Consider the following 26,283-nt stretch of genomic DNA (forward strand, 5'->3'; position numbering starts at 1 on the left):
CGGGCCGGCGAGGTCGGTGAGCGTGAGGGCGGTGCCGCCGAGGTCGAGGGCGCCGGTGTTGGTCAGGCCGGTGAGCCCGGCGAGCGGGCCGGTGATCTGCACGAGGCCGGTGTTGGTGAGCGTGCCGTTGAACTGCCCGGACAGGCGGGCGACGCCGGTGTTGGTCAGGTCGGCGGTGAGGGTGCCGTCGCTGGCGACGAGGCCGGCGTTGCTGAGGCCGCCGGAGGCGGTGAGGCTGGCGCTCTGGGCGACGGCGACGAGGCCGGCATTGGCGAGGGGGCCGGCGAGGCTGTAGCTGCCGCCCGTGGTGACGGCGAGCGTCGCGCCGGCGGCGTTGGCGAAGGGGCCGCTGCTGGCCACGGATCCGGCGACGGCGAGCAGGCCGGCATTGTTGGCGATGGCGCCGTCGATGCGGCCGGCGCTGGCGAGCACGGTGCCGGCATTGGTCAGGCCGCCGCTGATCGTGCCGCTGGTGGCGAGGAGGCCGGTGTTGGCGACGCCGCCGCCGATGGCGCCGCTGTTGCTCAGGATGCCGCTGCTGATGACGCCGCCGGCGATCGCGCCGGTGTTGAGGGCGGTGCCGGTGTTGGTCAGCCCGCCCGCGAGGGTGCCGGCGTTGATCAGGCTGCCGCTGTTGGTCGCGCCGCCGCCGACGGTGCCGGTGTTGAGGGCCAGACCGGCATTGGCCAGCCCGCCCGCGACGGTGCCGGTGTTGAGGGCCAGACCGGCATTGGCGAGGCCGCCCGTGATGGTGCCGCTGTTGGCGAGGACGCCGAAGTTGCCGACGTTGCCGGAGACGAGGCCGGCATTGAGGAAGCTCGCCGCCGAGCCGACGAGAACGGGCGCGGTGAGGCTGCCGGTGGCGGTCAGGGCCAGGGTGCCGGTGCCGACCAGGGCGCCGCCCGTGAACGTGTTGGCGGCCGAGAGCACGGCGGTGCCGGGGCCGGTCTTGACGAGCACGCCCGGCTGGCTGCCGTCGTCGATCGGCCCCGCGAAGGTGGCGGTGCCGAGGTCGATCTGCAGGGTGCCGGGGCCGGCCAGCGTGATCGGGCGGGCGGTGGCGAAGCCGTCGGCCAGGACCTCGAGGGTGCCGCCGCCGAGGGTCAGGCCGGTGCCGGCGGCGCCGAGATTGGCGTCGCGGGAGACGGCCAGGGTACCGCCGAGGACGGCGGTGCCGCCGGCATAGGTGTTGGTACCGGCGAGTTCGAGTGTGCCGAGACCAACCTTGATCAGACCGCCGACGCCCGAGATGTCGTTGGCGAAGCGGCCGTAATAGGCTTGGCCATTGTAGGTGGTGTTGACCGTCCAAGTGGAGGTGAACTGACCCGGGCCGTCGATGGCCTTGCCGAGGTTGAGCAGGCCCCAGCCGTAGATGGCGTTCGGGGCGTTGGCGGGCCCGTCACCGAGATGGGTGGCGGTTGTGAACATGGTCTGGGCGATCTGCGGCGCCGTCAGGAACGGGAACGCCTGACGCAATACGGCCGCAGCACCGGCCACGTGCGGCGCGGCCATTGAGGTGCCTTGCAGAGGCCCATAGTTTGAACCATTGAGAATTTTATTGTTGTTGGCGTCGAAGCCGCTGTAGCCCTGTCCGACCTGCACGGTTGAATAGATATTGACGCCCGGTGCCGCGATGCACCACGCTGCCGTAACACCGCACCAGTTGCTGAAATTGGCGATCTTCTTGTTTTCGTTGACTGCGACTACTGAAACGATAAAGCCGTCCAGCTTCGAAAAATCAATTTTGCTTTGGTCGACGGGGCCGGTCGGCGCATAGTCGGGGCTGGGATCGCCATTAGGGTCAGTCCCGTAGGTGGTATAAAATTGGTAGAGACCGCTATTCGCATTCGCTGGCTTGATGAATGGATAGAATGCGGCGCCGCTCGGGTTTTGAGTTACATCGGGTTGACTTCTTCGATCGTTGCCTGCGGCAAAGACCATGAGCATGTCTGACTGTGCGGCCCCAAGAAGCGCACTGGCCTCTCTTTCATCTGATATCTCGAATTCTTGAATTGACATTCTTCTATAGTTAGGATTTAAAAATCCATCGACGATCGGAGAAGAGGTCGTCGGTCCATAACTGCCATTCAAGACCCGGGCGCCGCTTTGAGTTGCTGCCTCCACTGCAGAGATTGTATTGCGTAAATTGAATAACGCCAATATCTTGCTGTCGAAACCGACCCCCATCATCCCGACGCCATCACGGGCAGCCGCAACTGTACCAGCCACATGGGTTCCATGACTGGATGCAGTGTCCGTATCGAATATAAGGGTTTGATTTAGTCCGGGAATAAAATTTCTTGATTGCTGAGAGATCCGTCCTCGGAATTCTGGATTCGTGGGGTCGATCCCGGAGTCAATCACGGCAACCAATACGCCTAGACCGGTGAAGCCTCGGGCGTAAGCGGTGGCGGCATTAATCGCAGACAAGCCCCAGTCGGCTCTGTATTCGGGCGTGTCGAACTGCGCCGCGGTCAGGGGAACGCCAAAAGCATCGAACGTCGAAGGCGAGCGCGCCGGCACGGTCTGCGCCGCAACAGGTCCGAGAGCCAGCGTGAGGGTGGCGAGCGAGCTGCCGACCAGCAATCCGAGCCGTACGGGGCCGCGCCGCCGGGTTCCGGCGCGCGCGCCCCGGCTCGGATCACAGGATCCGGTCACACGCTCTACATCGCTATACTGTTGGACCACCAGACTGACCCCCGTCATGCCTGCCGCAAGCTTTGCACGGGGGTTAGGAAATGCGGCTTTAACGGACTATCACATCGCGGCCACACCCGGCGCCGCGCGCGACGTCCTGAAACGGGGATCCCCCTTTCTGGGACGGATGGAACCACACCGCCGGCTCGCGGGTCACGTTGATCGGACGTTGCGCCGGGGGCGGTCCGGTCGGGCGGCCCCCGCGTCGAATCGCACGCCGCCCGGGCAAACGACAGTGTACAGCCGCTCGGGTCGGCGGGAGACAGGAGGACTGTCCGGGTGGACGCGGCTAACGTGCGGGACGACCGGACCGCGTTGCCACGCGTCACCTTGGGACAGGCCCCCGTTCTTCATCGGTCGCGCGAACAGCAGGTGTCAGGCTCTACGTATGTCTTCCGAGGAGAGAAACCACGACCTGGACGCGGCACCGGCCGGGGGGGAGGCGCCGGGCGGCGAGATCGCCTGCCTGCGGTTCGAGCCGCCCGGGGATCCCGCGGCGCTGGGGCGGGCGTGGCAGGACCATCTCGCGCCCATCTTCGACGTGAGCTTCCGCCCGGAGACCGATCTCACCGTCCCGATCGCGATGCGCAGCTACCATCTCGGCGACCTGCTGGTCGGCGACGTGGTGGCGCCGGCCCACACCCTCGTGCGGACGCGGGAGATGATCGGCCAGCAGGGCCTCGACCACATCCTGCTCCAGTTCTACCGGCGGGGGCAGAGCCGCGTGGAGACCGAGCAGGGCACCGGCCCCGTGAACGAGGTGCAGTGCATCGTCTTCGACCTCGCCCAGCCCGTGCGCATCGTGGCGGCTGCCGTCGACGCCACGAACGTCGTGATCCCCCGCGCCCTGCTGGAGAAGCAGGGCTGCCACCCCGACGCCCTGCACGGGCGCCCCCTCGACCACGACGGCGACCCGTTCGGGCGGCTGGTCCATAATTTCGTCGCCAACGTCGTCGCCTGCGGCGACCTCCTCGACCGCCGCGAGGCCCTGGCGGCCTCGGCGGCGATCACCCAGCTCTGCGCCAGCTGGCTGCGCGGGCAGGAGGAGGGGCGCCCCTCCCAGCACCAGGACATCCGGATCCGCGTCCGCCGCCTCGTCGAGGCGGAACTCGGCAACCCGAAGCTGACGCCCGCCCTGATCGCGACCCGGCTCGGCCTGTCGCGCTCGACCCTGTACCGGCTGTTCGCCCCCAACGGCATCGTGGCGTATATCCGCGACCGCCGCCTCATGGCGGCGATGCGGATGCTCGTGCGCGACGATGCCCCCAAACCCCTGCGCATCTCGCAGGTCGCCTTCGCGGTCGGTTTCTCGGACGAGCGGACCTTCCGGCGGGCGTTCAAGCGCCGGTTCGGCTTCATCCCGAGCGACGCGTCCCAGCGCCTGGAGACCGGCCCCGAACCCGCGCCCGGCGCCGTCCTGCGCAACTGGATCGAGAGCCTCTGACGTGCCGCGCCGGTCCGCCGGCCGGCGGCGCGCCGGCGCCGCGGGCGTCCTGTCCCTCTGCCTGTGCCTCTCCCTGTGCTGCGCGGCCGCCGCGCCGCTCGCCCCGGGCCCCGTCCAGGCCGAGACCCGGGAGGCGGCGCCCGCGCTCCGCACCGGCGAGCCCGAGACGTGGCGGGTCGCGACCCATCCGGTGCCGCCCCTGGTCATGGACGAGGACGGCCGGCTGCGCGGGTTCAGCATCGATCTCTGGAACGCCATCGCGCGGGATCTCGGCGTCCGGACGGCCTACCTGCGCGTCGACGACCTGCCGGCGCTGTTCGCGGCGGTCTCGGACGGGCGCGCGGACCTCGCCATCGCGGCGGTGTCGATCACCGCGGAGCGCGAGCGGCGTTTCGACTTCTCCGTCACGATGCTGGAGACCGGCCTGCGCATCGCCGTCCGGTCGGAGCCGGACGCGACCGGCTCGGCCACCGCGCGGGCTCTCCAGGCGCTCCTGAGCGACGCCGCCTTCCTGCAGGTCCTGCTGGGGCTCGCCGCCCTGATCCTGGCGGTGGCGGCCCTGGTCTGGTGGCTCGAGCGGCGCCACCCCGGCGGCATGGCGGCGCGCTCGGGACCGGCGCGCGGCTTCGCCCACGTCGTCTGGTGGGCCCTGAGCAGCCTCGCCGCCCAGGCGGAGGAGATGCCGCGCAGCCCGCTGGCGCGGGCCGTCACGGTGCTCTGGCTGTTCACCTGCATCGCCCTGGTGGCGTGGTTCACCGCGGGCCTGACCAGCACGGCGACCGTGGAGCGCCTGCGCGGCGCGATCAACGGCCCGCAGGACCTGCCGGGCAAGCGGGTGGGCACGGTCGCCGACACGACCTCGGTCGCCTACCTGGCGGACCATTTCGCCACGCCGGTGGGCTTCGCGACCCTGGAGGAGGCCTGCGCGGCGCTGCAGGCCGGCACGGTCGCGGCGGTGGTCTACGATGCCCCCGCGCTCAGCTACTACGCGACCCGGCCCGGCCACGACGCCCTGCGCCTGGTCGGCACCGCGTTCAACCGGCAATCCTACGGCATCCTGTTCCCGGCCAACGATCCCCGGCGCAAGCGCGTCAACCAGGCCCTGCTGGGCCTGCGGGAGGACGGCCGCTACGACGAGATCTACGGCCGCTGGTTCGGCTCCGAGAGCGGCGAGTCCCAGGGGCGCTGATCAGGGCCGCCGAGGCGCGCCGCGATAGGCCTCGGCCGGGTGGCGGGCGGGCAGCCGGTCCCCTTGGCCGAACAGCTTCGCCCGCAGCGAGCCCTCGGCGTAGGCGGTCTTGTAGAGGCCGCGGTCCTGCAGTTCCGGGATCACGAGGTCGATGAAGTCCGAGAAACTCTCCGGCACGACGATCCGGCTGAGGTTGAACCCGTCGACCTCGCCCTCCGCGATCCAGGCCTGGAGTTCGTCGGCGATCGTCACGGCGTCGCCGGTGAGCACCGCGTAGCGGCCGCCGAGCTGCAACTCGGCGAGGAGGTCGCGCTTCGTCAGTCCGCGCCTGGCCGCCGCCGCGGTGGCCGACTGGATGGCGTTGCCCGGCGCGTAGGGGATCGGCTCGTCGAGGCCGTAGCGGGCGAAGTCGATCCCCGTGGAGGCGGAGAAATGCGCGAGGCCCGCCTCCGGGCTCGCGTAGGACAGGTACTCGTCGCGCTTGGCCTCGGCCTCCGCCCGGGTCCGCCCGGGGATCACCGCGAGGCCGACGAACACCTTCACGTCGTCGGGCTCCCGGCCGGCCGCGACCGCCTCGGCCCGGATGGCGCGGACGGAGTCGCGGGCGGTGGCCGGGTCGCGGGCCGAGATGAACACGCACTCGGCGTGGCGGCCCGCGAAGGCGCGGCCGCGGCCCGAGGCGCCGGCCTGGTAGAGCACCGGCGTGCGCTGGCGCGACGGCTCCGACAGGTGGTAGCCCTCGACCGCGAAGAACTCGCCCCGGTGGACGACCTTGCGGATATGGGCGGGATCGCTGAACACCCGGGCCGCCCGGTCGCGGCGCACGGCCGCGTCGTCCCAGCTGCCCTCCCAGAGCCGGTAGAGCACCTCCAGATACTCGTCGGCGTAGTCGTAGCGCCGGTCGTGCGCCGGCAACGCGCCGCCGCTCTGGCCGCGGTGGGCGCTGTCGAGGTAGCCGGTGACGACGTTCCAGCCGATCCGGCCGCCCGTCAGGTGGTCGAGGGTCGAGAGGCGCCGGGCGAAGGTGTAGGGCGCCTCCTGGTGGACGTTGATCGTCACCCCGAAGCCGAGATGCTCGGTCACCGCCGCCATGGCGGAGATCATCACGGTCGGGTCGTTGACCGGGAGCTGCACGGCCTCCCGGGCGGTCACGTCGATGCCGCCGCCGTAGACGTCGTAGACGCCGATGATGTCGGCGATGAACAGGCCGTCGAACAGGCCGCGCTCCAGGAGCTTCGCCTGCTCGGTCCAGTAGGACAGCGTGTTGTAATCGGCCGAGCGGTCGCGCGGGTGGGTCCAGAGCCCGTGGTTGATGTGGCCCGCGCAGGTCATGTTGAAGGCGTTCAGCAGGATCTGCTTCGTCGCGGCGGCCATCAGAGCGCTCCGTGCCGGGGCGGCTGCCGGCCGTCGAGGTGGTAGGCGCCGATCCAGTGGTACTTCCAGCGCACCGGATCGTGCAGGGTGTGGGTGCGGACGTCGCGCCAGTAGCGGTCGAGCGCCTCGGCCCGGTCGGTGGCCGAGGTGCCGCCGAGCTCGACGAGCTTGTTGGCCGCGAGCAGGCCGGCCCGGTGGCTCGCCGCCCGGGCCTCGGCCACCGCCACGGAGGCCGCCGCGACGCTGTCGGCGTCGGGGGCTTCCTGCGCGGCGTCCACGTAGCGGCCGGCCCGCGCCAGCAGGGCGTCGGCCGCCGCGAGGCGCACCTGGACGTCGCCCAGCGCGTGGAGGGTCAGGGGATCCTCGCTCGCCCGCGCGACCCCGGAATCGATCCACGGCCGGGCGCGGTCGCGCACGAAGGGCAAGGTCGCCGCGAAGGCGCCCGCGCCGATGCCGAGATCGATCCCGGCGTGCAGGATCTGCGCGAAGGGGCCGAGGGCGGTGGGCCGCTCCAGCGAGGCCTGGAACGGCACCACCCAGTCGGGCTCCACGGCGACGCGGTCGAACAGGACCGAGCCCGAGCCGGTGAGCCGCTGCCCGAACCCGTCCCAGTCGTCGACCAGGGTCACGCCCGGCGCGTCCCGGGGGACGAAGACGAGGTAGGTGACCGCCCGGCCGTCCTCCTCGGCATTGGCCAGGGTGGGGATGCGGTGGGCGTAGAGCGAGCCGGTGCAGTAGTCTTTGCGGCCCTCGACAGTCCAGCCAGCCGGGTCGCGCACGAGGCGGGTGCGGCGGGTGTGGTCGCGCGCGCCGGTCTCGGCGAGCGCGTTGCCGAAGCGCTCGCCCGCCAGGACGCGGCCGTAGAGGGCGCGCTTCTGGGCCTCGGTGCCGCCGTTGCGGAGCACCTCCAGGGCGTAGAAATGGTTCTGCGGGATCTGGCCGAGGGAGCCGTCCGCCGCGGCGATCCGGGCGATCACCTGGGCGACCGTGGCGCTGTCGAGGCCGGGGCCGCCGTATTTCCTCGGCACCGTGATCGCCCAGAGGCCGGATTCGGTGAAGCGCGCGATCTCGGCGAGCGGCAGGCGGCGCTCCAGGTCGCGCTCGGCGGCGGCCTCGGCGAAGGCCTCCGCCAGCCGGTCGGCGACGGCGAGCGCCGCGGCGGCGTCCGGAAGGACCGGCACCGGGCGCGGCGGCGCGGGTGCCTGCGTGAAGGCGGTCTCGTGGGGCTGGAGCGGCATCGCCCGGTCCTCAGTTCCACTGGTGCCGGGCGGGCAGCACGCCGTTCAGGGCGTGGTTCCCGAGGAGGTGGTACTTCCACCGCACGGGGTCGTGCAGGGTGTGGACCCGGGCGTCGCGCCAGTACCGGCCGAGATTGTACCCGTCGCGGGTCGCCGAGGCGCCGGCGAGCTCGAGCAGCCGCTCGGAGGCCTCCAGGGCCGCCTCGGTGGTGAGGATCTTGGCCTGCGCCACCGCCACCGAAGCCTCGGCCGCGCTCTGGGCGGTGACGGGGGCCGCGGCGATCCGGTCGAGCGCCCGTCCGGCCCGGGCCAGGACCTCCTCGGCGGCGTGCAGGTCGACGGTGAGCCGCCCGACCTCGCCGAGGATGTGGGGATCCTCCGCGACGGTCTCGGCGGTGAAGGGATAGGGCCGGGTCCGGGTGCGCAGGAAGTCGAGGGCGGCGGCGGCCGCGCCCCGGGCGAGCCCGGCGTCGATCGCCGCGTGGATCAGCTGCGAGACCGGCCCGAACAGGCCCGGGCGCCCGGCGAGGGGCGCGAGGTCGATCGTCAGCTCCGCCTCGACCGGGGCCTGCGCGAAGATCACGCTGCCGCTCGCCGTGGTGCGCTGGCCGAAGCCCTGCCAGTCGTCCACCACCCGCACGCCGGGGGCGTCCCGGCGCACGAAGACCAGGAGCGGCCCGCCGTCGGGGCCGACCGCGCGCGTCGGGATCCAGTGGGCGAAGAGCGCGCCCGTGGAGTAGAAGCGCGTGCCGCTGAGCCGCGGGCCCTCCGGCCCGGCGGTCAGCCGCGTGTCCACGCCGGTGATCGCCTTGCCGTTGCGGGCGGGGCCGGCATTGCCGATCCGGTGGCCGGCGAGCACGTCCCGGTAGATCCGCGCCTGCTGGGCGGGGCTGGCGGTGGCCGCGACCAGCGCCAGGACGCCGAACTGGTTCTGGGGAATCTGCGCCGCCGAGCCGTCGGCGGCGGCGAGGATCGCGAAGACCTCCGCGAGCGTCGCGTGCGAGACCCCGGCGCCGCCGTGTTCGCGCGGCACCGTGATGCCGCCGAGCCCGCTCTCCGTGAAGGCCGCGATCTCCGCCCAGGGCAGGCGCCGGTCGCGGTCGCGCTCGGCCGCGCCCGCCGCGAAGATCCGGGCCACGGCCCGCGCGGCCGCGATCGCCTCGGCGTCCGAGCGGATCCGGTGCGGCGGCGCCGGCGGCGGCGGCAGCCGATCTTCGACCGGGTCGGTGACGGGATCGTCCAGGTGCAGGCTCATACGGTTTCCGGTTGACCGCTCGGGTTGGGACGTCCCGCCGTCATCGCGAGCGCTGCGAAGCGCCCCGGGGCCGCGCGCGGTCGGAAGACGCGGCGCTGCCTGGATCGCTTCGCTCCGCGCGCGCGGACGGCGATGTCGAGGTCGTCGACCGGGGACGATCCATGGCTGCAGGCTCCCGGTCGGATCGCCCAGATCGGACGGTTTCGCTCAGCGGGCCCGGAGCCGCCGCACCGCGGTGTCGCCCGCGAACTGGACCGCGCACACGAGGGCGATCAGGATCGCGATCACCACCACCATCACGGTGGTGTCGAAGCGCTGGTAGCCGTACCGGATGGCGACGTCCCCGAGCCCGCCCGCGCCCACCGCGCCGGCCATCGCGGAGGCGCCGATCATCGCCACCACCGTGATGGTGAAGCCGGCCACGATGCCCGGCAGCGCCTCGGGCAGGAGCACGTGGGCGAGGATGTGCCGGCGCCGGCAGCCGATGGACTGGGCGGCCTCGATCAGGCCCGCATCCACCTCCCGCAGCGAGACCTCGGCGATTCGGGCGAAGAACGGGGTCGCGCTCACCGAGAGCGGCACGATCGCCGCCCAGACGCCGATCGTGGTGCCGGCCACCAGCCGGGTGAACGGGATCAGCGCCACCAGCAGCACGATGAAGGGCACGGCCCGGAAGCCGTTGACCACGGTCCCGACCACCCGGTGGGCCGTCGGCGCCGCGAAGATGCCGCCGGGCCCGGAGGTGACGAGGAACAGCGCCAGGGGAATGCCGGCGACCACGGCGATCCCGGCCGAGACCCCGACCATGAGCGCGGTGTCGAGGAAGGCCTGCCAGAGGCGTTCGATCATCTGCGGCGACATGGCGGGCCTCCGGGTTCGGGGTGCAGGGGCGGCGGTGCAGCGGTCGGGGTATCGGGGGAGGAGCAGTCCCGCATCGTCTCACCCCTCCGCCGGGTCGGCGGGGACGTAGCCGACCCGCTCCACGTCGCCGCCGAGCGTCCGCAGCCGCGCCTCCGCGCCCGGGTCCTCGGCCGGGACGGCCACCAGCATCCGGCCGACCGCGTGGCCCTGGATCCGCTCGATGCCCGCCTGGAGCAGGCGCACCGGCGCCCCGGCCCCCGCGAGGCCCGACAGATCCGGCGCGGCCCGGCCCGAGCAGGTGATCCGCAGGATCGCCCAGCCGCCCGGCGCGGGCCGCGGCTGCAGCCGGGCCGCCAGATCCGGCGGCAGGCCGCGGGTCAGGGGTTCGAGCAGCGCCCGGGTGGTCGGGTGCTCGGGCGCCCCGAACACGCGCCAGACCGGCCCGGTCTCGACGACCCGGCCGCCCTCCAGCACCACCACGTCGCTGCAGATCTCGCGGATCACGCTCATCTCGTGGGTGATCAGGACGATGGTGATCCCGAGCCGCCGGTTGATGTCGCGCAGCAGGTCGAGGATCGCCAGCGTCGTCTCCGGGTCGAGGGCGGAGGTCGCCTCGTCGCAGAGCAGGATCTCCGGATCGCTCACGAGCGCCCGGGCGATGCCGACCCGCTGCTTCTGGCCCCCGGAGAGCCGCGACGGGTAGGTGTCGGCCTTGTCCTCCAGGCCGACGAGGCGCAGGGCCTCCGCGACCCGCGGGCCGATCGCGTGCCGCGGGACGCCCGCGACCGTGAGCGGCAGCGCCACGTTCTGCCGGACGGTCTTGGCCGCCAGCAGGTTGAAGTGCTGGAAGATCATGCCGATGCGCCGGCGCAGGGCGACGAGCCCGTCGGTGTCGAGGGCGTCGATCGGGGCGCCGTCGACCAGGACCCGGCCCGAACTCGGCGCCTCCAGCCGGTTGACCGTGCGCAGGAGGCTCGACTTGCCCGCCCCCGAGCGGCCGATGATGCCGAAGATCGCGCCGGCGGGGATCGCGAGGTCCACCCGGTCGAGCGCCTGCACCGGCCCGGCGGCCGAGCGGTAGGTCTTCGAGACGGACTCGAACCGCACCGTGCCGGTCTCCCGGTCGGCCTCGCTGCCGGGCGCGGCGGCCGGGGTCCGGGCGGCGGTCGCGGCGCCCGGGCTCGTCCGCCCGGCCGCGGCCGGCGTGCCCGGATCGCGCAGGCTGTCGAAGATCAGGCCGACCATCAGTTCTGCCACGCCAGCAGGTACAGCTTGTCGCTGTTGGCGAAGGACTTGCGGATCTGCTGTTTCACGGCCTCCGAGTTCTGGAAGAGCGTCACGAATTTCCGGATCACGGGGTCCTCCTTGCGGGCGGCCTTGGTGACGAAGCTCACGGCGAAGCGCCGGTCCTCGATACCGGAATAGATCAATCCGCTGGTCGGGTCGAAACTGCCGGCCGCCACGATGAAGTGCGGGTAGCCCAGGGCGAGGTCGACGTCGCCGGTGATCCGCGCGAGCTGCGGCCCCTCGACCTCGGTGAACCGCAGCGTCTTCGGGTTCTCGACGATGTCGTCGAGGGTGCCGAGGAAGCCGACACCGTCCCTCAGCGTGATCAGCCCGGCCTTCTGGAGGAGCAGCAGGCCGCGGCCCTGGTTCACCGGGTCGTTGGCGATCGCCACCGTGCCGCCCGCCGGGATCTGGTCGAAGCTCTTATGCTTCAGGGAGTACAGGCCGATATTGGACAGGATCCCGAGCCCGACGATGTCGAACGCGTAGCCCTTCTGTTTGGCGGCGTTCTCCATGAAGGGGCGGTGCTGGAAGAAGTTCACGTCGATGTCGCCGGCGTCGAGGGCGACGTTGGGCGTCGTCCAGTCGCTGAACTCGACCACCTTGACGTCGAGGCCCTCGGCCTTGGCCTCCCGGGCCGCGACCGTGACGGCGTCGCCGTAGGCCCCGGGCACGACGCCGACCCGGAGGGTCTCCGCCCCGGCCGGCAGAGCCCCGAGGCTGAGCGCCGCGACGGCGAGGACACGCAGGAACTTCATCGGGCGGGAACTCTGATCAGGATGAACGGGGGCAAGTCCGGCTGCCGGGCCGCGATGGTTCGCGCCGCATCCGAAGGCATGCGGACACGATCCATCAAATCGACAGGCGCCGTCTCACGTGGATGATTGTCTCGTGTCAGGTTTAGATCAGCGCGGCCCGCCCCGAAATTCTAAAGATCGTCGTTCGACGACACGAACGATCTCCCGATACCCCTGAACCGGAGAGGCGCATGCTGCGCCCCCGCTGGGCTCCTCTCCGGCCCCGCTCCGTCCCCGCGCGCGGTCCCGCGGGCGGTCCGGTCGCGGGGACGTGGCGCGGCGCCCGGGCAGGTCCCGGTCGGCCGGACCGGCCGGCCGGACCGAGCGCCGAATACAGGTCGGTCCGGCGGGCGGGGCGTCGGAACAAGCCTTGTCGGATCGGAATGAACCTGCGATTATCCAGTCATCGCAACGGCTTAGTGAAGATCATGCTCTTCCGCGAGCACTCCGCGAACGAAACCTTCTCCCCCATCCTCGATCCGGGGGATGAGCCTTCCCGGGTCGCGGAGATACCCCGCCGCCCGGTCCCCGAGGCCTGGTCCGGCCTCGCCGCGCCGGCCCTCGCCCCGGGCGACGAGGTGGTGTTCGACCGGCTCGACCTCGCCGAGATCCTCGGGATCTGGCGCCATGCCCGCGGCCGGGTCGTGGGGCTCCACCGCCCGTGGGGCGCGGCCGCCACCGTGGACGTGCAGTTCGAGGGACACGAGACCCTGGAACGCTACCTGCCGGACCTGTTCCGGCGCGTGCACTGAGGCGCGCCGACAGGCCCGCCGGCCGGCGGAGTCATTGGCTGACCCCGGGCTGACCCCGGGCTGACCCCAGGCTGACCCCGGGCTGACCTTGCGCCGACATCGCCCGGATCTGTCGGCTGAGAGGACAGCGAGTGTCTGTTTTCACGACACTTCGCGGCGCCGGACACGGATCGGGCCCGCGCTCACGAAAATGTAGGGCCCCACCGGCGCGCGTCTCCCCCCGGGGCCGGAACCCCGCCGGCTCCGAAACGTCGGGCCGGTCGCGACCACCGCGGCCGATCTCCCGGCCGGGGCGGACGGGCCTGTCCGGGGGGCACGATGGCTCAGGGAAACCACAGACGGCGCGCGGGCGCGCCATGACGGCGAGCCACGGCGTGTTCGCCTTCGCGCATATCGGCGACCTGCATCTCGAGCGGGCCTCCGACCCCCACGCCGCCGACCTGCGGGCGATGCTCGCCGAGGTGGCGGGGCTGCACCGACACGGTCTCCTCGACTTCGTCTACATCCCCGGCGACCTCGCCGAGGACGGGCGGGCGGAGCAGTACGCGGTCCTGCGCGAGGCCCTGGACCGGCACCCGGACCTGCCGGTGCGCCTGATCGCCGGCGACCACGACCGCCAGCACGGCACGATGGCGGATTTCGACGCCCTGTTCGCCGCGGTCGCGGGCAGCCCGCGCGGCGGCGGCCACGCGGCGCGGCGCCACGACCTGCCGCGCCCGCGCGACCCCGTCTCGGTGACGCATTACTACTTCGCCGAGACCTGGGCGGGCGTGCGCTGCCTGTTCCTCGACATGGTCAGCCCCGGCTACGGCCAGAAGGGCTTCGGCCTCGATTTTCGCCTCGGCCCCCACCAGCTCGCGTGGCTCGGCGAGGAGCTGGCCCGGGCCGAGCGGGAGGGCCAGCCCTGCGCGGTCTTCGCCCACACCTACCCGGACGACCTCTGCGTGCCCGACGAGCGGGCGGCGCTCGCCGGCCTGATCCGCCACTACGGCGTCCGCCTCGTCGAGATGGGCCACACCCACTACAACGAGCTCGCCCCGGACGGGCGCACCCTCTACGCCGCGGCCCGCTCGGTCGGCCAGAACGAGGACGGCTCGGTCGGCTACGCGGTCGCGGCGATCGACGGGCCGGTCGCGAGCTGGCGGTTCAAGCCCCTCGACCGGGCGCTGCCCTTCGTGATGATCACGAGCCCCGCCGACCGGCGCCTCGCCACGGCGCCCCTCGACGCCGCCGACGGCACGGTCTCCGTGCGCGCCCTCGTCCTGTCGGACCGGCCGCAGGACACGTGGCGCTGTCACCTGCGCGTCGACGGCGGCCCGGCCCACCCGATGGTGCCGGACGGCCCCCGGACGGTCCACGCCCGCATCCCCTGGCGGGACGGCGCGCGCCGCCTCGCCGTCACGGTCGCGGACGGCACCGGCCACACCGACACCGAGGTGATCGAGCCCGTGGACCGGAGCTTCGTGCCGCCGCCCGCGCACGAGCGGCCCGGCAGCGACGCGTTCCGCCTGCCGGCCTGGCCCGAGAAGGGGCTCCGGGGCGACCAGCTCGGGCCGAACCGCAACGGCCGGCACTGGTAGCCGGTCCCGCCCGAATCGCGGCACACCGCACCGCACGATCGATCCACCCCACCAGAGGACCACCGCAACCGATGGGCGCGCTGACGCTGACCCCCAACATCGCGACCTGGACGATCGCCGCCCTCGCGACCCTCGGCGTCATCCTGCGGCCGTTCGCGTGGCCGGAGGCGATCTGGGCCGTGCTCGGGGCCGGCGCCCTCGTGGCCCTCGGCCTGCTCGCCCCCGCCACCGCCTGGGACGGCGTGCTGAAGGGGACCGACGTCTACCTGTTCCTCGTCGGCATGATGCTGATGTCGGAGGTGGCCCGGAAGGAGGGCCTGTTCGACTGGCTCGCCTCGATCGCCGTGCGCGCCGCCAGGGGCTCGGCGACCCGGCTGTTCACCCTCGTGTACCTCGTCGGCACCGTCGTCACGGTGTTCCTGTCCAACGACGCCTGCGCGGTGGTGCTGACACCCGCCGTCTACGCGGCCACCAAGGCCGCCAAGGTGGAGAACCCCCTCCCCTACCTGTTCATCTGCGCCTTCATCGCCAACGCGGCGAGCTTCGTGCTGCCGATCTCGAACCCGGCCAACCTCGTGGTCTTCGCCGAGCACATGCCGCCGCTGGTGCGCTGGCTCGGCCTGTTCGCCCTGCCCTCGCTGCTGGCCATCGCGACGACCTACGCGGTGCTGCGGCTGACCCAGGCGAAGACCCTGCGCGGGCAGGAGGTCGCCACCGACGTCGAGGCTGTGCCACTGTCCCGCACCGGCCTCGTGGCGGGGATCGGCATCGTGGCGACCGGCGGCGTGCTGATCGCGGCTTCCGCGCTCGGCCTCGACCTCGGCCTGCCCACCTTCGTGGCCGGGCTCGCCACCACGATCGTCGTGCTGCTCCTCAAGCGCGGCGGCCTCGTCGAGGTGGCCAAGGACGTGTCGTGGAGCGTGCTGCCGCTGGTGGCCGGGCTGTTCGTCCTCGTGGAGGCCCTGGAGAAGACCGGCGTCCTGGCGATGCTGGCGGACCTCCTCAAGGGCTACGCCCACGCCGCCCCGGAGGCCACCGCCTGGGGGGCGGGCGGCCTCGTCGCGGTGCTGTGCAACCTCGTCAACAACCTGCCGGCCGGGCTGATCGCGGGCGCCGCGGTCCAGACCGCCCACGTGCCCGAGAAGGTGGCGGGCGCGATCCTGATCGGCGTCGATCTCGGGCCGAACCTGTCGGTGACGGGCTCGCTCGCCACGATCCTCTGGCTGACCGCCATCCGCCGCGAGGGCCAGGATGTCGGCGCCTGGACCTTCCTCAAGCTCGGCCTGCTGGTGATGCCGCCGGCCCTCGCGCTGGCGCTCGCTGGCCTGCTCCTCGTCTGACCCTCCCTCCCCGCAAACCCGAAGGTCCGCGCGCGTGACGGCTGCCCTCCTCTATCCCTTCATCCTGGTGGCGGGCGCGCTGCAGGCGATCGGCAATGCCATGAACGCGCAGCTGCGCGGCCGCATGGTCAATCCGTGGCTCGCCGCGACGGTGTCGTTCCTGCCGATCGTCTTCGTGTTCACGACCCTGTTCCTCACGATGCCGACGCCGCTGCCGAGCCTCGACTCCCTGGGCAAGATGCCCTGGTACGCGCCCCTCGGAGGCTTGGCCGGCGCGGTCGCGGTGTTCGGCGGCCTCGCCTTCATCGACAAGGTCGGCGCCGGGCCGTTCAACGGCCTGACGCTCACCGCCAACATCCTCACCTCCCTGGCGATGGACGCGCTCGGCCTGTTCGGCCTGCAGGCGGCGGGCTTCAAGCCGATGCCCTGGCTCGGCGGCCTGCTGATGGCGGTGGGCGTCACCTTCATCGCGCGCTCGGGCGGCAAGAGCGACGGCGGCGGCTCGGGGGTCGGCGGCAAGCTGCTCTACCCGTTCATCCTCGTGGCCGGCGCCCTGATGGCGATCGGCGTGGTGTGGAACGCGCAGCTCCGCGGCGCCCTGGAGAATCCCTGGCTCGCCGCGACGGTGTCGTTCGTGCCGGTCGTGTTCGTGTTCGCGCTGATGTTCCTGCTGCGGCCGTCGCCGCTGCCGACCCGCGACGACGTCGCGGGCGTCCGCTGGTGGATGCCCCTCGCCGGCCTCACCGGGGCGGTCGCGGTCTTCGCCGGACTGCTCTTCGTCGACAAGGTCGGGGCCGGCGCCTTCAACGGCCTGCTCATCACCGCCAACCTCCTGACCTCGGTGGCGCTCGATCATTTCGGCTGGTTCGGCATGAAGCGGGTCAAGGCCGGCCCGCCGCGCCTGATCGGCGCCGCCCTGATGGTCGGCGGCATCGTGCTGATCTCGCTGTTCTGAGTGGCCGGGGCGATGTGGACCCTCCCCGCCTGGATCCTGCGCCGGGAGACCCTGCTCCTGGCCGGGGCCGCCCTCCTGGGCGCGGGCGGGGTCGCGGCGTGGTACCTGCTCCAGGCGACGGTGCTCACCATCGCGGTCGCTCCCCGGGACGGGACCGAGCCCGGCCTGATCAAGGCCTACGCAGACGCGCTCGAGGCCGCGCACGAGAATGTCCGGCTGAAGATCCTGTCCTTCGACGACGTGCGCGAGAGCGCCGCCGCCCTGCAGGACGGGCGCGCCGACCTCGCGGTGGTCCGCCCCGACGTGCTCCTGCCGACGAACGGCCTGACCCTGGCGATCCTGCGCGACCAGGCGATGGTCATCGCCTCGCCCGAGCAGGCCGGGATCACCAGCTTCCCGAAGCTCGCCGGCAAGCGGCTCGGCATCGCGGCGCACCGGGACGCCGATCTCTGGCTGCTCCGGAACCTCCTCGGCTATTACGGGCTCACCCTGGAGGAGGCCGCCGGCCCGGCCCGGGACTCGACGGTCCTGCTGGTCCCGGTCGACCAGGAGGCGGTGGCCGGCGCCTTCCGCGAGAGGCGGATCGACGCCTTCGTCAGCATCATCGCGCCCTCGGCGCCGAAGGCGCTGGCCCTGGTCTCGGCCGTGCAGGGCGTCGCCCGCGGCGGCAAGGTGGCGTTCGTCGCCGTGGAGGATGACGGCGCGGTGATCGAGCGCTTCCCGCGGCTCCAGGCGGTCACCGTCCCGGGCGGCCTGTTCGGCGGCCGCCCGAAGCTGCCGGCCGACGACGTGAAGACGGTGGGCGCCTCGTACCGGCTGATGGCCCGGGCTTCCTTAAGCCGCGTCGTGGCGGCCGACGTGACCCAGCAGCTCTTCGAGAAGCGCGGCGCCGCCGCCCTGGCGACGGACGCCGCCGAGTACGTCCAGGCCCCGGCCTACGACACGACCGTGGCGGCCACCAGCGCCCGCATCCCGATCCATCCGGGGGCGATCGACTATTACGAGCGCGACCAGCACGGCTTCATCGAGCGCTACGGCGACACGCTCTACCTCCTCGGCGCGCTGGTGGGCGGCCTCGTCTCGGTGCTGGCCTGGATCCGGCAGCGCCTCGCCAGCCTGCGCCGCGAGCGCATCGACGAGCTCCTGGACCGGCTCCTGGAGATCGCCGGGCAGGCCCGGGCGCTGCGCGACCCGGCGGCGATCGAGGCGCTCACCGTCGAGGTCGACGCGCTGGCCATGGACGTCGTCCGCTACGCCCGCGAGCGGGAGCCGGACACCCGCACCATGTCGGCGGCGTCCGTCGCGATCGACACGGCGCGGGCGACCATCGCGGATTGCCGGGCGCGGGCGGCCGAGGACGGGGGGCGGACCGGGCGGCCCGTCCGGCTGCACGGCGCGGGCGGGGCCTGACATGTCCGTCCCAGCGCCCGCGCCCGCCACCGTGCCCGCCACCGCAACAGAATCGGACCGGAGCGACGCCGCGCCGGACGCCGCCTCGGTCAGGGCGCGTGTCGGCGCGCGCGTGGGCGCGCGGGTGCAGCGATCCCTGCGCTCGCGCACCGTGACCTGGATGACGGTGGGGTTCGCCACGATCCTGGTGATGACCGCCATCGCGCTCGGCGCCTTCGTGTACCAGCAGCGCGGCGTCGACGCCGTGCGCCACACCGTGGCGGTGGACGGGCGCCTCGCCCGGGTCCTGTCGGCGGTGCAGGACGCCGAGACCGGCCAGCGCGGCTACCTGCTCACCGGCGACGAGGCCTTCCTGCTGCCCTTCACCGAGGGGCGGCTGAACGTCGACCAGCAGCTCGATCTCCTGCGCGACCTCGTCCAGGACGATCCCGACCAGCGGGGCGACCTCGACACCCTGGCCGGGCTGATCCGCCGGAAGCTCGACGAGCTCGGCGCCAGCGTCGCCCTCATGCGCGCCGGCGACGGCGCGGCGGCCCGCGCCTCCGTGGCGGACGGGCGCGGCAAGCAGGTGATGGACGCGATCCGCGACCGGGTGCGCCGCATGGAGGCGCACGAGGCGCGGCGGATGGAGCGGCGGCAGGCGACGGTGTCGCGGATCGCCCTGGCCATCTGGGTCATGGTCGGGGCCCTGGCGGTGCTGTTCGTGCTGTTCGCCGTGTCGGCCCTGCGGGAGGCGACCCGGCGCAACCGGCTGTCGCGGTTCCTGCCGCAGGAGCTGGTCCTGCGGCTCGCCGACGGCGACGGGAGCCTGAAGGCCGGCCGCCGCCAGCAGGCCGCCATCGTGTTCGTCGACATGCGCGGCTCGACCACCCTGGCCGAGAGCCTGGATCCGCACCGGCTCTCCGAGTTCCTGTCCGCCTTCCGGCGGCGGGTGACGCGCCTCGCCCGCCTGCGGGGCGGCGTGGTCGACAAGTTCATCGGCGACGGCGCCCTGGTGGTGTTCGGTCTGCCCGAGCCCCGGCCCGACGACGCGGCCCGCGCCCTCGCCTTCGCGCAGGACCTCGTCGCGGTGATCGCCCGCTGGACCGACAGGGCCGCACCCGCGCAGGCCGTGCGCATCGGTGTCGGCGTCCATTACGGCGAGGTGTTCTGCGGGATCATCGGCGAGGAGGCGCGCTACGAGTTCACCGTGCTGGGCGACGCCGTCAACGTCGCCGCCCGCCTCGAGCAGGCGACCAAGCTCCACGGCGTCCCGATCCTGGTCTCGGAGGCCGCGCGGCGGGCCGCGGGGGCGCCGGCCGAGGCGTGGCGCGAAGTCAGTCGCGAGCCCCTGCGGGGGCGCCGCGAGCGCATGGCCTACCACACGCCCGCCGCCCCGGGAGCGGGCGGCCCCGGCCCCCGCCGGGAAGAAGATATCGCGTTTCCGGCGGTCGAACCGGCCCTCTGAGAAGAACCTGCCTGTCGTGGGGATCGAATGGAGAACAAGCATCTCCGTGCGCAGCGAAATTCGAAAGACGTGTCCATTGCGAACGGACCTGCCGAGCGCGACATTCGGCACCATGCGCAGCGCCTCTGAAAACCAGTCGCCGGCCTTCGATCCGTTCGGCGAGCCCGTCGCCGACGGCGTCGCCGGCGCCTGCCCGGCCACCTCGACCGGAGACCGCACGGCGCGGCGCGTCGGCGGTGCGGTGTTCTGGACGCTGGCGCTCGCGATCCTGGCCGGCCGCGTCTACGCCTACGATCTCCCGGCCGTGCAGGCCGTCGCCTCGCACGCTGCCCAGGTGCTCGCCCTGCGCTGAGCCTCCCGGTCGAGACCGTCGAAGGCGACCCGCGCGGCGCGCAGGTTGCCGTCGATGTGCAGCCGCGCGCGGGCCCTCCCGGTTCAGTCCCTCGTGAGGTGGCGGCGGACGGCCTGGGCCGTGACGGCGGAGACGCGCACGTTCGACTCCTGCGTCACCCCGGCGATGTGCGGCGTGAGGACCAGGTTCGGCACGTCGGCGAAGACGGCGCCCGCCGCCGCGTCGAGGGGTTCGCGGTCGAACACGTCCAGCGCCGCGCCGCCGAGATGGCTGGACCGTAGGGCTTGCGCCACGGCGGCCTCGTCCACCACCCCGCCCCGGGCCGCGTTGATCAGGATCGCGCCCTTCGGCATCCGCGCCAGCACCGCCGCGTCGATCAGTCCGCGGGTCTGATCGGTGAGCGGCACGTGCAGCGAGAGCACGTCGCTCTGCGCGATCAGCGCGTCGAGCGCCTGGCTCTGCACGGGGCCGTAGGCCGGGTTCCAGGCAGGGTCGTCCGCGGCCACGAAGGGGTCGTGGGCGGCGACCGTCATGCCGAGGGCCGCCGCCCTCCGGGCAGTCTCGCGGGCGATCGACCCGAAGCCGACGAGGCCGAGGCGCTTGCCGGCGATCTCGCGGCCCATCAGGGCGTTGCGCGGCCACGTCCCGGCCGCCACGCGGGCCGTGGCCCCGTAGGCGCCGCGCAGGAGCAGCAGCGCGGTGGCGACCACGTACTCGGCGACCGCGCCGTCGTTGGCGCCGGTGGCCGGGTAGACCGCGATGCCCCGGTCCCGGCAGGCTGGGACGTCGATGTTGTCGAGGCCGACGCCGAGGCGGCCCACCACCTTGAGGTCGCGGGCGGCGTCGAGCAGGGGGCCGCGGACCTGGGTCCGGTTGCGCACGATCAGGGCGTCGGCCCGGGCCACGGCGGCGGCGAGGTCCCCGGGCCGGTCGACGAGGCCAGGATCGTACTGCACGTCGAGGCCGGCGAGCTCGGCCGCGATCGCGGCCTCGTCCATGAACTCGCTGATGACGACCTTGGGCATGGCGCGCCTGTGTCCCGGTTCCGCGTGATCGTCTCCCGCTAGAGCCGTTCCGGCCCGCGTGGCAACCCGGATCCGGGCTCGCCCGCCCTCAGGCGACCGCGCGGACCGCCCGCTCGGTCGGGAGCGCCCGCCGGGGCAGGCTCTCGATCAGGCCGGGGATCTCCTCGGGCGGCCGGGCCGGGCTGTACAGGAAGCCCTGCGCGCTGTTGCAGCGCCGCAGCCGGAGCAGCTCGGCCTGCTGCTCGGTCTCGACGCCCTCCACGGTGACGTCGATGCGCAGGTCGCGGGCGATGACCATGATCGCCTCGATCACCGTCAGGCATTCGGGGCGGCTGCTCAGGTCGCGCACGAAGGCGCGGTCGATCTTGATCTTGTCGACCGGGAACTGCGTCAGGTAGCTCAGCGAGGAGTAGCCCGTCCCGAAATCGTCGAGGGCGATCCGCACGCCGAGCGCCCGCAGGGAGCGGAGATTGTCCAGCACGTGCGGCGTGTTGGCCAGGAAGATCGACTCGGTGATCTCGATCTCCAGGCGGTCCGCCGCGAGGCCGGTCTCGCCCAGCACCGCCGCGACGTCGGCGAAGAAGTCGGGCCGGCGGAAATGGACCGACGAGATGTTGACGGCGACGCGCAGGCGCACCGGCCAGGTCAGCGCCTCCGCGCAGGCCCGCCGCAGGGCCCAGCGCCCGATCGCGAGGATGAAGCCCGTTCCCTCGGCGATCGGGATCAGCTCGGCGGGCGAGACGGGGCCGAGACCGGGCCGGGTCCAGCGGAGCAGCGCCTCGCAGCCGACCACTTGGCCGTCCTGCAGGCTGACCAAAGGCTGGTAGTGCAGCGCCATCTCGCCGTCGGCGAGGGCCTGGCGCATCGCCTCGTCGAGTTCGTGCCGGCGCTGGACGCGCACGTCCAGGTCGCGGTCGAAGCCCCGCCAGCGCCCCTTGCCGCCCTGCTTGGCGCTGTAGAGCGCCAGATCCGCCTTCCGGAGCAGGTCCTCGGGCTCGGTCGCGTCCGCGGGGGCGCAGGCGATCCCGACGCTGACGCCGATCTCCGCCCGGACGCCGTCGATGAGGTAGGGCTCGCGCAGGGTCGCGATCGTGGCCTCGGCCAGGGCCTGCGCGGCCGCGCCGTCCCGGCCGCGCTGCAGGATCGCGAACTCGTCGCCCCCGAGACGGAACGCCTGCGCGTCGGCCGGGAGCAGGGCGCGCAGGCGATCGGCGACCTGCCCCAGCAGGGCGTCGCCCGCGGCGTGGCCGATGCTGTCGTTGACGGTCTTGAAGCCGTCGAGGTCGAGGTAGAGCAGGCTGACCGTCGTGTCCGGGGCCGGTTGCGCGTTCTGCGGCGCGTTCTGCGCGGCGGCCGCGCAGGCCTCGGACGCGACGTCGTGGAACATGACCCGGTTCGACAGGTCGGTCATCGGGTCCCGGGTGGCCAGATAGGCGATGTGCGCCTCCGCCCGGCGGGCCTCGGTCACGTCGGAGCCGACGCCCCGGAACCCCGCGAAGCGCCCCTTCTGGTCGAGGAACGGCTTGCCGCTCAGCCGGAGCCAGCGCCGGCCGGCCGGCGTGTCGACGGCGATCAGGTGCTGGTGGAAGGCGACGCCCCGCCGGAGACGGTCCACGAGGTCGGCGCTCTGGTCGGCCTCGGGGGGCGCCTCCGCCCGGCCGGCGAGCAGCGCCGGGAACGAGGCGTGCTGGAGCCTCTGCACCGGGCAGGCCAGCACGTCCGCCATCCGGGTGGAGACGTGCTGGAACCGTCCGGTCCCGTCCGTCTCCCACAGTTAGTCGCTGGCATTCGCCTCGAAGGCGTTGAGCAGCAGCCCGATCGTCTCGCTCTGGTCCTCGACCCGCACGCGGTCGAGGATGCGCTGGCGCGACAGGCGGCTCATGCGGCTCACGCTCGTCACCACGAAGATCGCGTAGACGGCGAGCAGGAAGCCGATGCTGAGCGCGACTGGCTCCCCGGACCGGGCCAGCCCGACGAAGCTGCCGACGATGACCGGGACCGCGAACAGGTACGAGACCGACAGGAGCGGGCCGACCACGTAGGCGTCCGAGATCAGGCCGGCCACGATGGCGACGACGAGCAGCCGCGCGTCGCCGCCGGAGGGGGCGAACAGCACGACCGGCAGGGTCGCCCAGGCGAGGCCCAGGGCGAAGGCGAGGCCGGCGGAGATCCGGCAGCCCCACCGGACGGTGTGCGCCGAGGCGGTGTCGCCGTGAGTGCGCCAGTAGAGCCAGGTCGCGTAGGTCGCCGCCGTGATCAGCACCGCGACCACGGCGAGCAGGCCGAGGAGGTAGGTGTGCGAGGCCGAACCCCAGAAGAAGTACGCGACGGCCAGCGCGATGATCAGGTGCGTCACCGCCGAGTAGGTGGCGAGCTTCAGCGTCTCGTCGAGGAGCCCCGCCCGCACCTGCAGGCGGTAGCGGCTCGGCAGCGCGTCGTCGGCGTCGGGACCGAAGAGGCGGGCGAGCAGCGATCCCGGCCGGCGGTCCGGCCAGGTCCCCCGCCGCGCGCCCGGCCCGGTCGCGCCCGCGGAGATCTCGGGCGACACCTCGGGCGACATCTCAGGCGGCATGGGCCGCCCCCTGCTCGGCCCCGTGCTCGGCCCCGTGCCCGTCCCCCTGCCCGGCCCCGTGGCGGGGCGCGACCCTCATGGTCAGGCCGCCCCTGGGCCGCAGGGTCACGCGGAACTGCGCCGCCGGCATCTCCGCCGTCACCGGCCGGAGGCGGAAGGCGGGCAGCAGCGTCGCCAGGACGACGAGGCACTCGGTCAGGGCGAGGCCCATGCCGATGCAGACCCGCGGGCCGGCGCCGAACGGCAGGTAGGCGTAGCGGTCGCGCGCGGCGGCCCGCTCCGGCGCGAAGCGGCCCGGGTCGAACGCCTCCGGACTTTCCCAGAGCAGCGCGTGCCGGTGCAGGGCGTAAACCGGCACGTGGACCGACTGCCCGGCCGGCACGACCGTGTCCCCGAGCCGGACCGGGGCCCGCGTCCGCCGCACGATCAGCGGGGCCGGCGGATAGAGGCGCATCACCTCGAGGAGCACCTGACGCGTGTAGGGGAGCCGGTCCACGGAACCGGGATCGGACTCCGGATCGGCGCCGAGGCGCGCCATCTCGGCGACGACGCGCTCCTCCACCTCCGGGTGCTCGGCCAGGACCCGGAAGGTCCAGGCCAGCGCCAGGGCGGTGGTCTCGTGGCCGGCGGACACGAAGGTCAGCAGGTTGTCGACGAGGCTCGCCTCGGTGAGCGGCGCGCCGGTCTCCGGGTCCCGCGCCTGCAGCAGGAGGCCGAGGAGGTCGGAGCCGGGCTCGCCGCGGGCCCGGCGGCGCGCGATCGTGCGGGCGACCTCGCCGCGCAGGTAGCGCACCGCCTCCGCCCCGGCCCGGGACCCCGGATGCGGGATCCAGGCCGGCGCCCGCAGCATCTCCAGGGCGATCTTCCAGCTGGTCTGGCCGAGATAGGCGTCCATCGCGGCCCCGAAGGGCCCGACCTCCAGGTAGGGATCGCCCGACACCATCGTGGCGACGATGACGTCGAACGTCGTGCGCATCATCTCGCGCAGGATGTCCCGCTCGCTCCCGGCGGGATCGGCGTCGCGCCAGCGCGCCCGCGTCGCCGCGGCGGCCCGGGCCATGGCCGGCACGAAGCTCCGGACCCGGTCCGGGCGGAACATCGGGGTCGCGGTCCTGCGCTGACGCCGCCAGTGGTCCCCGTCCGCGGTGAGGACCCCCGCGCCGAGGGCCGGGGCCAGCGCCCGCAGCATGAAGGGTTCCCGCTCCAGCGCCTCGGCCTGGTCGACCATCAGGCTGCGGATGTGGCCGGGATCGCAGACGTAGGTGGTCCGCTGGCCGAGGAAGCGGGTGGTCACCAGGGGTTGTGTGTAGATCTGCCGGGGCCAGGCCTCGATCAGGCTGCCCAGCATCGTGACGAGCACGGATGGCAGCGCGACCGCCTCGGCCACGCCCTCTGCCACGGCCGCCGCGAACGGCGGCCGTCCCGGCGCGCAGACCCTGAACGTTCCGACAGCGGGCATACCGGCTCCCTCGCGGGACCAGATTCGAGGTTCAACGTTAAGTTTTGGCTTGCCGCCGCGGCGCCGTCGAGCGCTTCCCCCGGCGCCGGGGCGGAAAACGCCGCCTTGCTTACCGGGAGCTTACCGGATTCCCGGGGAGGCGCCGCGGACACCCGGGGGCGGCCCGCCCTAGCGGTCCCGGGTCGCGCGGGCCTGAGCCTCGAGGGCCTCGTGGAGCCGGCCCTCGATCAGCAGGGCCGAGCCGTAGTGGAACTCGATGTCGAAGGCGTGGCGCTGGTTCATCGAGAGCGACGCGCTCTGCATCGCGATGAGATGGCCCTCCGCGTCGAACAGGCCCGAGCCCGATCCGCCGTAGCCGTCGTTGCAATCGTGGCGGGCGCGGCGGATCGCGCCCTCGCTCGGCGGATCGATCCGCCGGACGGCGCAGGATTCCCGGCTGCTCTGCCCCCGGTAGTTCTCGTGCCCGGCCGGTGAGACCATCGTCACCGGGAGCGTCAGGTCGCCGGTCGGAAGGGTGGGCGGGTCCGGGATCGGCTGCGGCCGCGCCTCGGCCGGCTCGGCGAGGCGCAGCAGCGCCCAGTCGTCGGTGATGTGCAGGCGCCGCGCCTCGGGCTCGACGCCGAGTTCCAGGATCTCGGGCACGAAGGCGTAGTTCCGACCTGCTATCTGAAAGTAGCAGTCGGCGACGTTTCGAGTAACCTCCAGTTGTCGATTGCGGAAATTGTGCGCGTTCATCAGCACGAGGGACCGGCTCCCGATCAGCCACGCGGCGGCGGCCTTCTGGGGAATCCCGTCCGGGCGCCGGCACCACAGGACGCCCGCGCCGGGAAAGCGCTCCAGGTCGGCCCCCGTCAGCTCGCGCCGCCCGTCCTGCTGGTAGAGCGCCGCGAGACGGCGTTCCCCGCCGGTCCCGGCCGCCAGGGCCGCAGGCGCCAAGGTCGCGGGTGCCAGGATCGCAGGCGCCAGGGCGAGAGCCGCCCAGCAGGCGGCCAGCGCCGGAGAGCGGGCCGCGCAGCCCGTGACATGACCCATGGCGTCCTCCCGGGACGGGTCGGCGGCCGGCTCCGGGCCCGCACGCCCGCGTATCGTTCCCACCTGTCTGGCCCACCTGTCTGGGATGGCGGCCGGCTCTCGGTCAAGGTCTCCGTGATCTTACCAGATCTCCGGTGTTCTTTTGCCAAATCATCCCGAAAAGAAATGTTTCGTTTTGCAAAGACACGCATTACAAGCCGTGCGAATAATCAAGTGG

At 72.9% G+C, this 26,283-nt stretch carries 21 protein-coding genes; 9 read left to right on the plus strand and 12 right to left on the minus strand.

Annotated elements, in window-relative coordinates; genetic code table 11:
* A partial coding sequence (locus H288_RS36340) for a S8 family peptidase (RefSeq protein ID WP_280806669.1) occupies positions 1–2,586 on the minus strand: 2,586 nt, incomplete at its 3' end.
* Between the two features lie 499 nt (positions 2,587–3,085).
* On the opposite strand from H288_RS36340, the gene H288_RS0128620 reads away from it, so the two are divergent.
* Entirely contained in the window at positions 3,086–4,141 is a 1,056-nt protein-coding gene (locus tag H288_RS0128620) for a helix-turn-helix domain-containing protein (protein ID WP_020096007.1), read from the plus strand.
* A 1-nt stretch (position 4,142) separates the two neighbouring features.
* Entirely contained in the window at positions 4,143–5,330 is a 1,188-nt protein-coding gene (locus tag H288_RS0128625; RefSeq protein ID WP_020096008.1) for a transporter substrate-binding domain-containing protein, read from the plus strand.
* Here H288_RS0128625 and H288_RS0128630 read toward each other — a convergent pair whose 3' ends face one another.
* From H288_RS0128630 to H288_RS0128655, 6 genes are all read right to left on the minus strand, one after another.
* The gene (locus tag H288_RS0128630; protein ID WP_020096009.1) at positions 5,331–6,704 is read right to left on the minus strand and encodes an LLM class flavin-dependent oxidoreductase; all 1,374 of its coding nucleotides are present in this window, start codon (positions 6,702–6,704) and stop codon (positions 5,331–5,333) included. It abuts the gene before it with no gap.
* The gene (locus H288_RS0128635; protein ID WP_020096010.1) at positions 6,704–7,942 is read right to left on the minus strand and encodes an SfnB family sulfur acquisition oxidoreductase; all 1,239 of its coding nucleotides are present in this window, start codon (positions 7,940–7,942) and stop codon (positions 6,704–6,706) included. The genes H288_RS0128630 and H288_RS0128635 overlap by 1 nt, the downstream gene beginning before the upstream one ends.
* 10 nt (positions 7,943–7,952) lie before the next feature.
* On the minus strand, positions 7,953–9,197 hold the full coding sequence (locus H288_RS0128640; protein ID WP_020096011.1) for an SfnB family sulfur acquisition oxidoreductase: 1,245 nt from the start codon (positions 9,195–9,197) through the stop codon (positions 7,953–7,955).
* Between the two features lie 207 nt (positions 9,198–9,404).
* Positions 9,405–10,058 carry a methionine ABC transporter permease gene (locus tag H288_RS0128645; RefSeq protein ID WP_020096012.1) on the minus strand — a complete coding sequence of 218 codons (654 nt, stop codon included), beginning with the start codon at positions 10,056–10,058 and terminating at the stop codon, positions 9,405–9,407.
* A 78-nt stretch (positions 10,059–10,136) separates the two neighbouring features.
* Positions 10,137–11,303: an ATP-binding cassette domain-containing protein gene (locus H288_RS0128650; protein ID WP_020096013.1), complete on the minus strand. Its 1,167-nt coding sequence runs from the start codon at positions 11,301–11,303 to the stop codon at positions 10,137–10,139.
* Positions 11,303–12,103 carry a MetQ/NlpA family ABC transporter substrate-binding protein gene (locus H288_RS0128655; RefSeq protein ID WP_020096014.1) on the minus strand — a complete coding sequence of 267 codons (801 nt, stop codon included), beginning with the start codon at positions 12,101–12,103 and terminating at the stop codon, positions 11,303–11,305. Before H288_RS0128655 ends, H288_RS0128650 begins: the two co-directional genes overlap by 1 nt.
* Positions 12,104–12,651: 548 nt before the next feature.
* Between H288_RS0128655 and H288_RS33005 the strand changes: the two genes are divergently transcribed.
* The 7 genes from H288_RS33005 to H288_RS0128690 all read left to right on the plus strand — a co-directional run bounded on the left by H288_RS33005 (position 12,652) and on the right by H288_RS0128690 (position 19,978).
* Positions 12,652–12,894, plus strand: coding sequence for a hypothetical protein (locus H288_RS33005; protein WP_051123794.1), 243 nt, complete (start codon positions 12,652–12,654; stop codon positions 12,892–12,894).
* 356 nt (positions 12,895–13,250) lie between these two features.
* Positions 13,251–14,474 (plus strand): metallophosphoesterase, encoded by a 1,224-nt coding sequence (locus tag H288_RS0128665; protein WP_020096016.1) that lies wholly within the window; start codon positions 13,251–13,253, stop codon positions 14,472–14,474.
* Positions 14,475–14,545: 71 nt separating this feature from the next.
* Positions 14,546–15,814 (plus strand): arsenic transporter, encoded by a 1,269-nt coding sequence (locus H288_RS0128670; RefSeq protein WP_020096017.1) that lies wholly within the window; start codon positions 14,546–14,548, stop codon positions 15,812–15,814.
* A gap of 34 nt (positions 15,815–15,848) precedes the next feature.
* Positions 15,849–16,769, plus strand: a complete 921-nt coding sequence (locus H288_RS0128675; protein ID WP_020096018.1) for a DMT family transporter — start codon at positions 15,849–15,851, stop codon at positions 16,767–16,769.
* 12 nt (positions 16,770–16,781) lie between these two features.
* Positions 16,782–18,179, plus strand: coding sequence for a TAXI family TRAP transporter solute-binding subunit (locus H288_RS0128680; protein WP_043713328.1), 1,398 nt, complete (start codon positions 16,782–16,784; stop codon positions 18,177–18,179).
* Position 18,180: 1 nt separating this feature from the next.
* The gene (locus H288_RS0128685; protein ID WP_026605372.1) at positions 18,181–19,626 is read left to right on the plus strand and encodes a CHASE3 domain-containing protein; all 1,446 of its coding nucleotides are present in this window, start codon (positions 18,181–18,183) and stop codon (positions 19,624–19,626) included.
* 112 nt (positions 19,627–19,738) lie between these two features.
* Entirely contained in the window at positions 19,739–19,978 is a 240-nt protein-coding gene (locus H288_RS0128690) for a hypothetical protein (RefSeq protein WP_020096021.1), read from the plus strand.
* An 83-nt stretch (positions 19,979–20,061) separates the two neighbouring features.
* On the opposite strand, the gene H288_RS0128695 is transcribed toward H288_RS0128690, so the two are convergent.
* The 5 genes from H288_RS0128695 to H288_RS0128710 all read right to left on the minus strand — a co-directional run bounded on the left by H288_RS0128695 (position 20,062) and on the right by H288_RS0128710 (position 26,066).
* Entirely contained in the window at positions 20,062–21,003 is a 942-nt protein-coding gene (locus H288_RS0128695) for a hydroxyacid dehydrogenase (RefSeq protein ID WP_020096022.1), read from the minus strand.
* Positions 21,004–21,091: 88 nt separating this feature from the next.
* Positions 21,092–22,777: an EAL domain-containing protein gene (locus tag H288_RS33010; protein WP_267965805.1), complete on the minus strand. Its 1,686-nt coding sequence runs from the start codon at positions 22,775–22,777 to the stop codon at positions 21,092–21,094.
* Positions 22,778–23,575 (minus strand): hypothetical protein, encoded by a 798-nt coding sequence (locus H288_RS36135; RefSeq protein WP_020096024.1) that lies wholly within the window; start codon positions 23,573–23,575, stop codon positions 22,778–22,780. It lies immediately after the preceding gene.
* A complete protein-coding gene (locus tag H288_RS0128705; RefSeq protein ID WP_020096025.1) occupies positions 23,565–25,034 on the minus strand; it encodes a cytochrome P450 in 1,470 nt (489 codons plus the stop codon). Before H288_RS0128705 ends, H288_RS36135 begins: the two co-directional genes overlap by 11 nt.
* Positions 25,035–25,202: 168 nt before the next feature.
* A complete protein-coding gene (locus H288_RS0128710) occupies positions 25,203–26,066 on the minus strand; it encodes a serine protease (RefSeq protein WP_020096026.1) in 864 nt (287 codons plus the stop codon).
* Positions 26,067–26,283: the final 217 nt, after the last annotated feature.

This window comes from Methylobacterium sp. 285MFTsu5.1, assembly GCF_000383455.1.
In the GTDB taxonomy this organism is placed as follows: domain Bacteria; phylum Pseudomonadota; class Alphaproteobacteria; order Rhizobiales; family Beijerinckiaceae; genus Methylobacterium.

Bases quoted from the DNA above. Each gene is read 5' to 3' on its own strand.
- H288_RS0128620 (WP_020096007.1), top strand. From the start codon at position 3,086: ATGTCTTCCGAGGAGAGAAACCACGACCTGGACGCGGCACCGGCCGGG.
- H288_RS0128630 (WP_020096009.1), bottom strand. From the start codon at position 6,704: ATGGCCGCCGCGACGAAGCAGATCCTGCTGAACGCCTTCAACATGACC.
- H288_RS0128635 (WP_020096010.1), bottom strand. From the start codon at position 7,942: ATGCCGCTCCAGCCCCACGAGACCGCCTTCACGCAGGCACCCGCGCCG.
- H288_RS0128640 (WP_020096011.1), bottom strand. From the start codon at position 9,197: ATGAGCCTGCACCTGGACGATCCCGTCACCGACCCGGTCGAAGATCGG.
- H288_RS0128645 (WP_020096012.1), bottom strand. From the start codon at position 10,058: ATGTCGCCGCAGATGATCGAACGCCTCTGGCAGGCCTTCCTCGACACC.
- H288_RS0128650 (WP_020096013.1), bottom strand. From the start codon at position 11,303: ATGGTCGGCCTGATCTTCGACAGCCTGCGCGATCCGGGCACGCCGGCC.
- H288_RS0128655 (WP_020096014.1), bottom strand. From the start codon at position 12,103: ATGAAGTTCCTGCGTGTCCTCGCCGTCGCGGCGCTCAGCCTCGGGGCT.
- H288_RS0128665 (WP_020096016.1), top strand. From the start codon at position 13,251: ATGACGGCGAGCCACGGCGTGTTCGCCTTCGCGCATATCGGCGACCTG.
- H288_RS0128670 (WP_020096017.1), top strand. From the start codon at position 14,546: ATGGGCGCGCTGACGCTGACCCCCAACATCGCGACCTGGACGATCGCC.
- H288_RS0128680 (WP_043713328.1), top strand. From the start codon at position 16,782: ATGTGGACCCTCCCCGCCTGGATCCTGCGCCGGGAGACCCTGCTCCTG.
- H288_RS0128685 (WP_026605372.1), top strand. From the start codon at position 18,181: ATGTCCGTCCCAGCGCCCGCGCCCGCCACCGTGCCCGCCACCGCAACA.
- H288_RS0128690 (WP_020096021.1), top strand. From the start codon at position 19,739: ATGCGCAGCGCCTCTGAAAACCAGTCGCCGGCCTTCGATCCGTTCGGC.
- H288_RS0128695 (WP_020096022.1), bottom strand. From the start codon at position 21,003: ATGCCCAAGGTCGTCATCAGCGAGTTCATGGACGAGGCCGCGATCGCG.
- H288_RS36135 (WP_020096024.1), bottom strand. From the start codon at position 23,575: ATGCCGCCTGAGATGTCGCCCGAGGTGTCGCCCGAGATCTCCGCGGGC.
- H288_RS0128705 (WP_020096025.1), bottom strand. From the start codon at position 25,034: ATGCCCGCTGTCGGAACGTTCAGGGTCTGCGCGCCGGGACGGCCGCCG.
- H288_RS0128710 (WP_020096026.1), bottom strand. From the start codon at position 26,066: ATGGGTCATGTCACGGGCTGCGCGGCCCGCTCTCCGGCGCTGGCCGCC.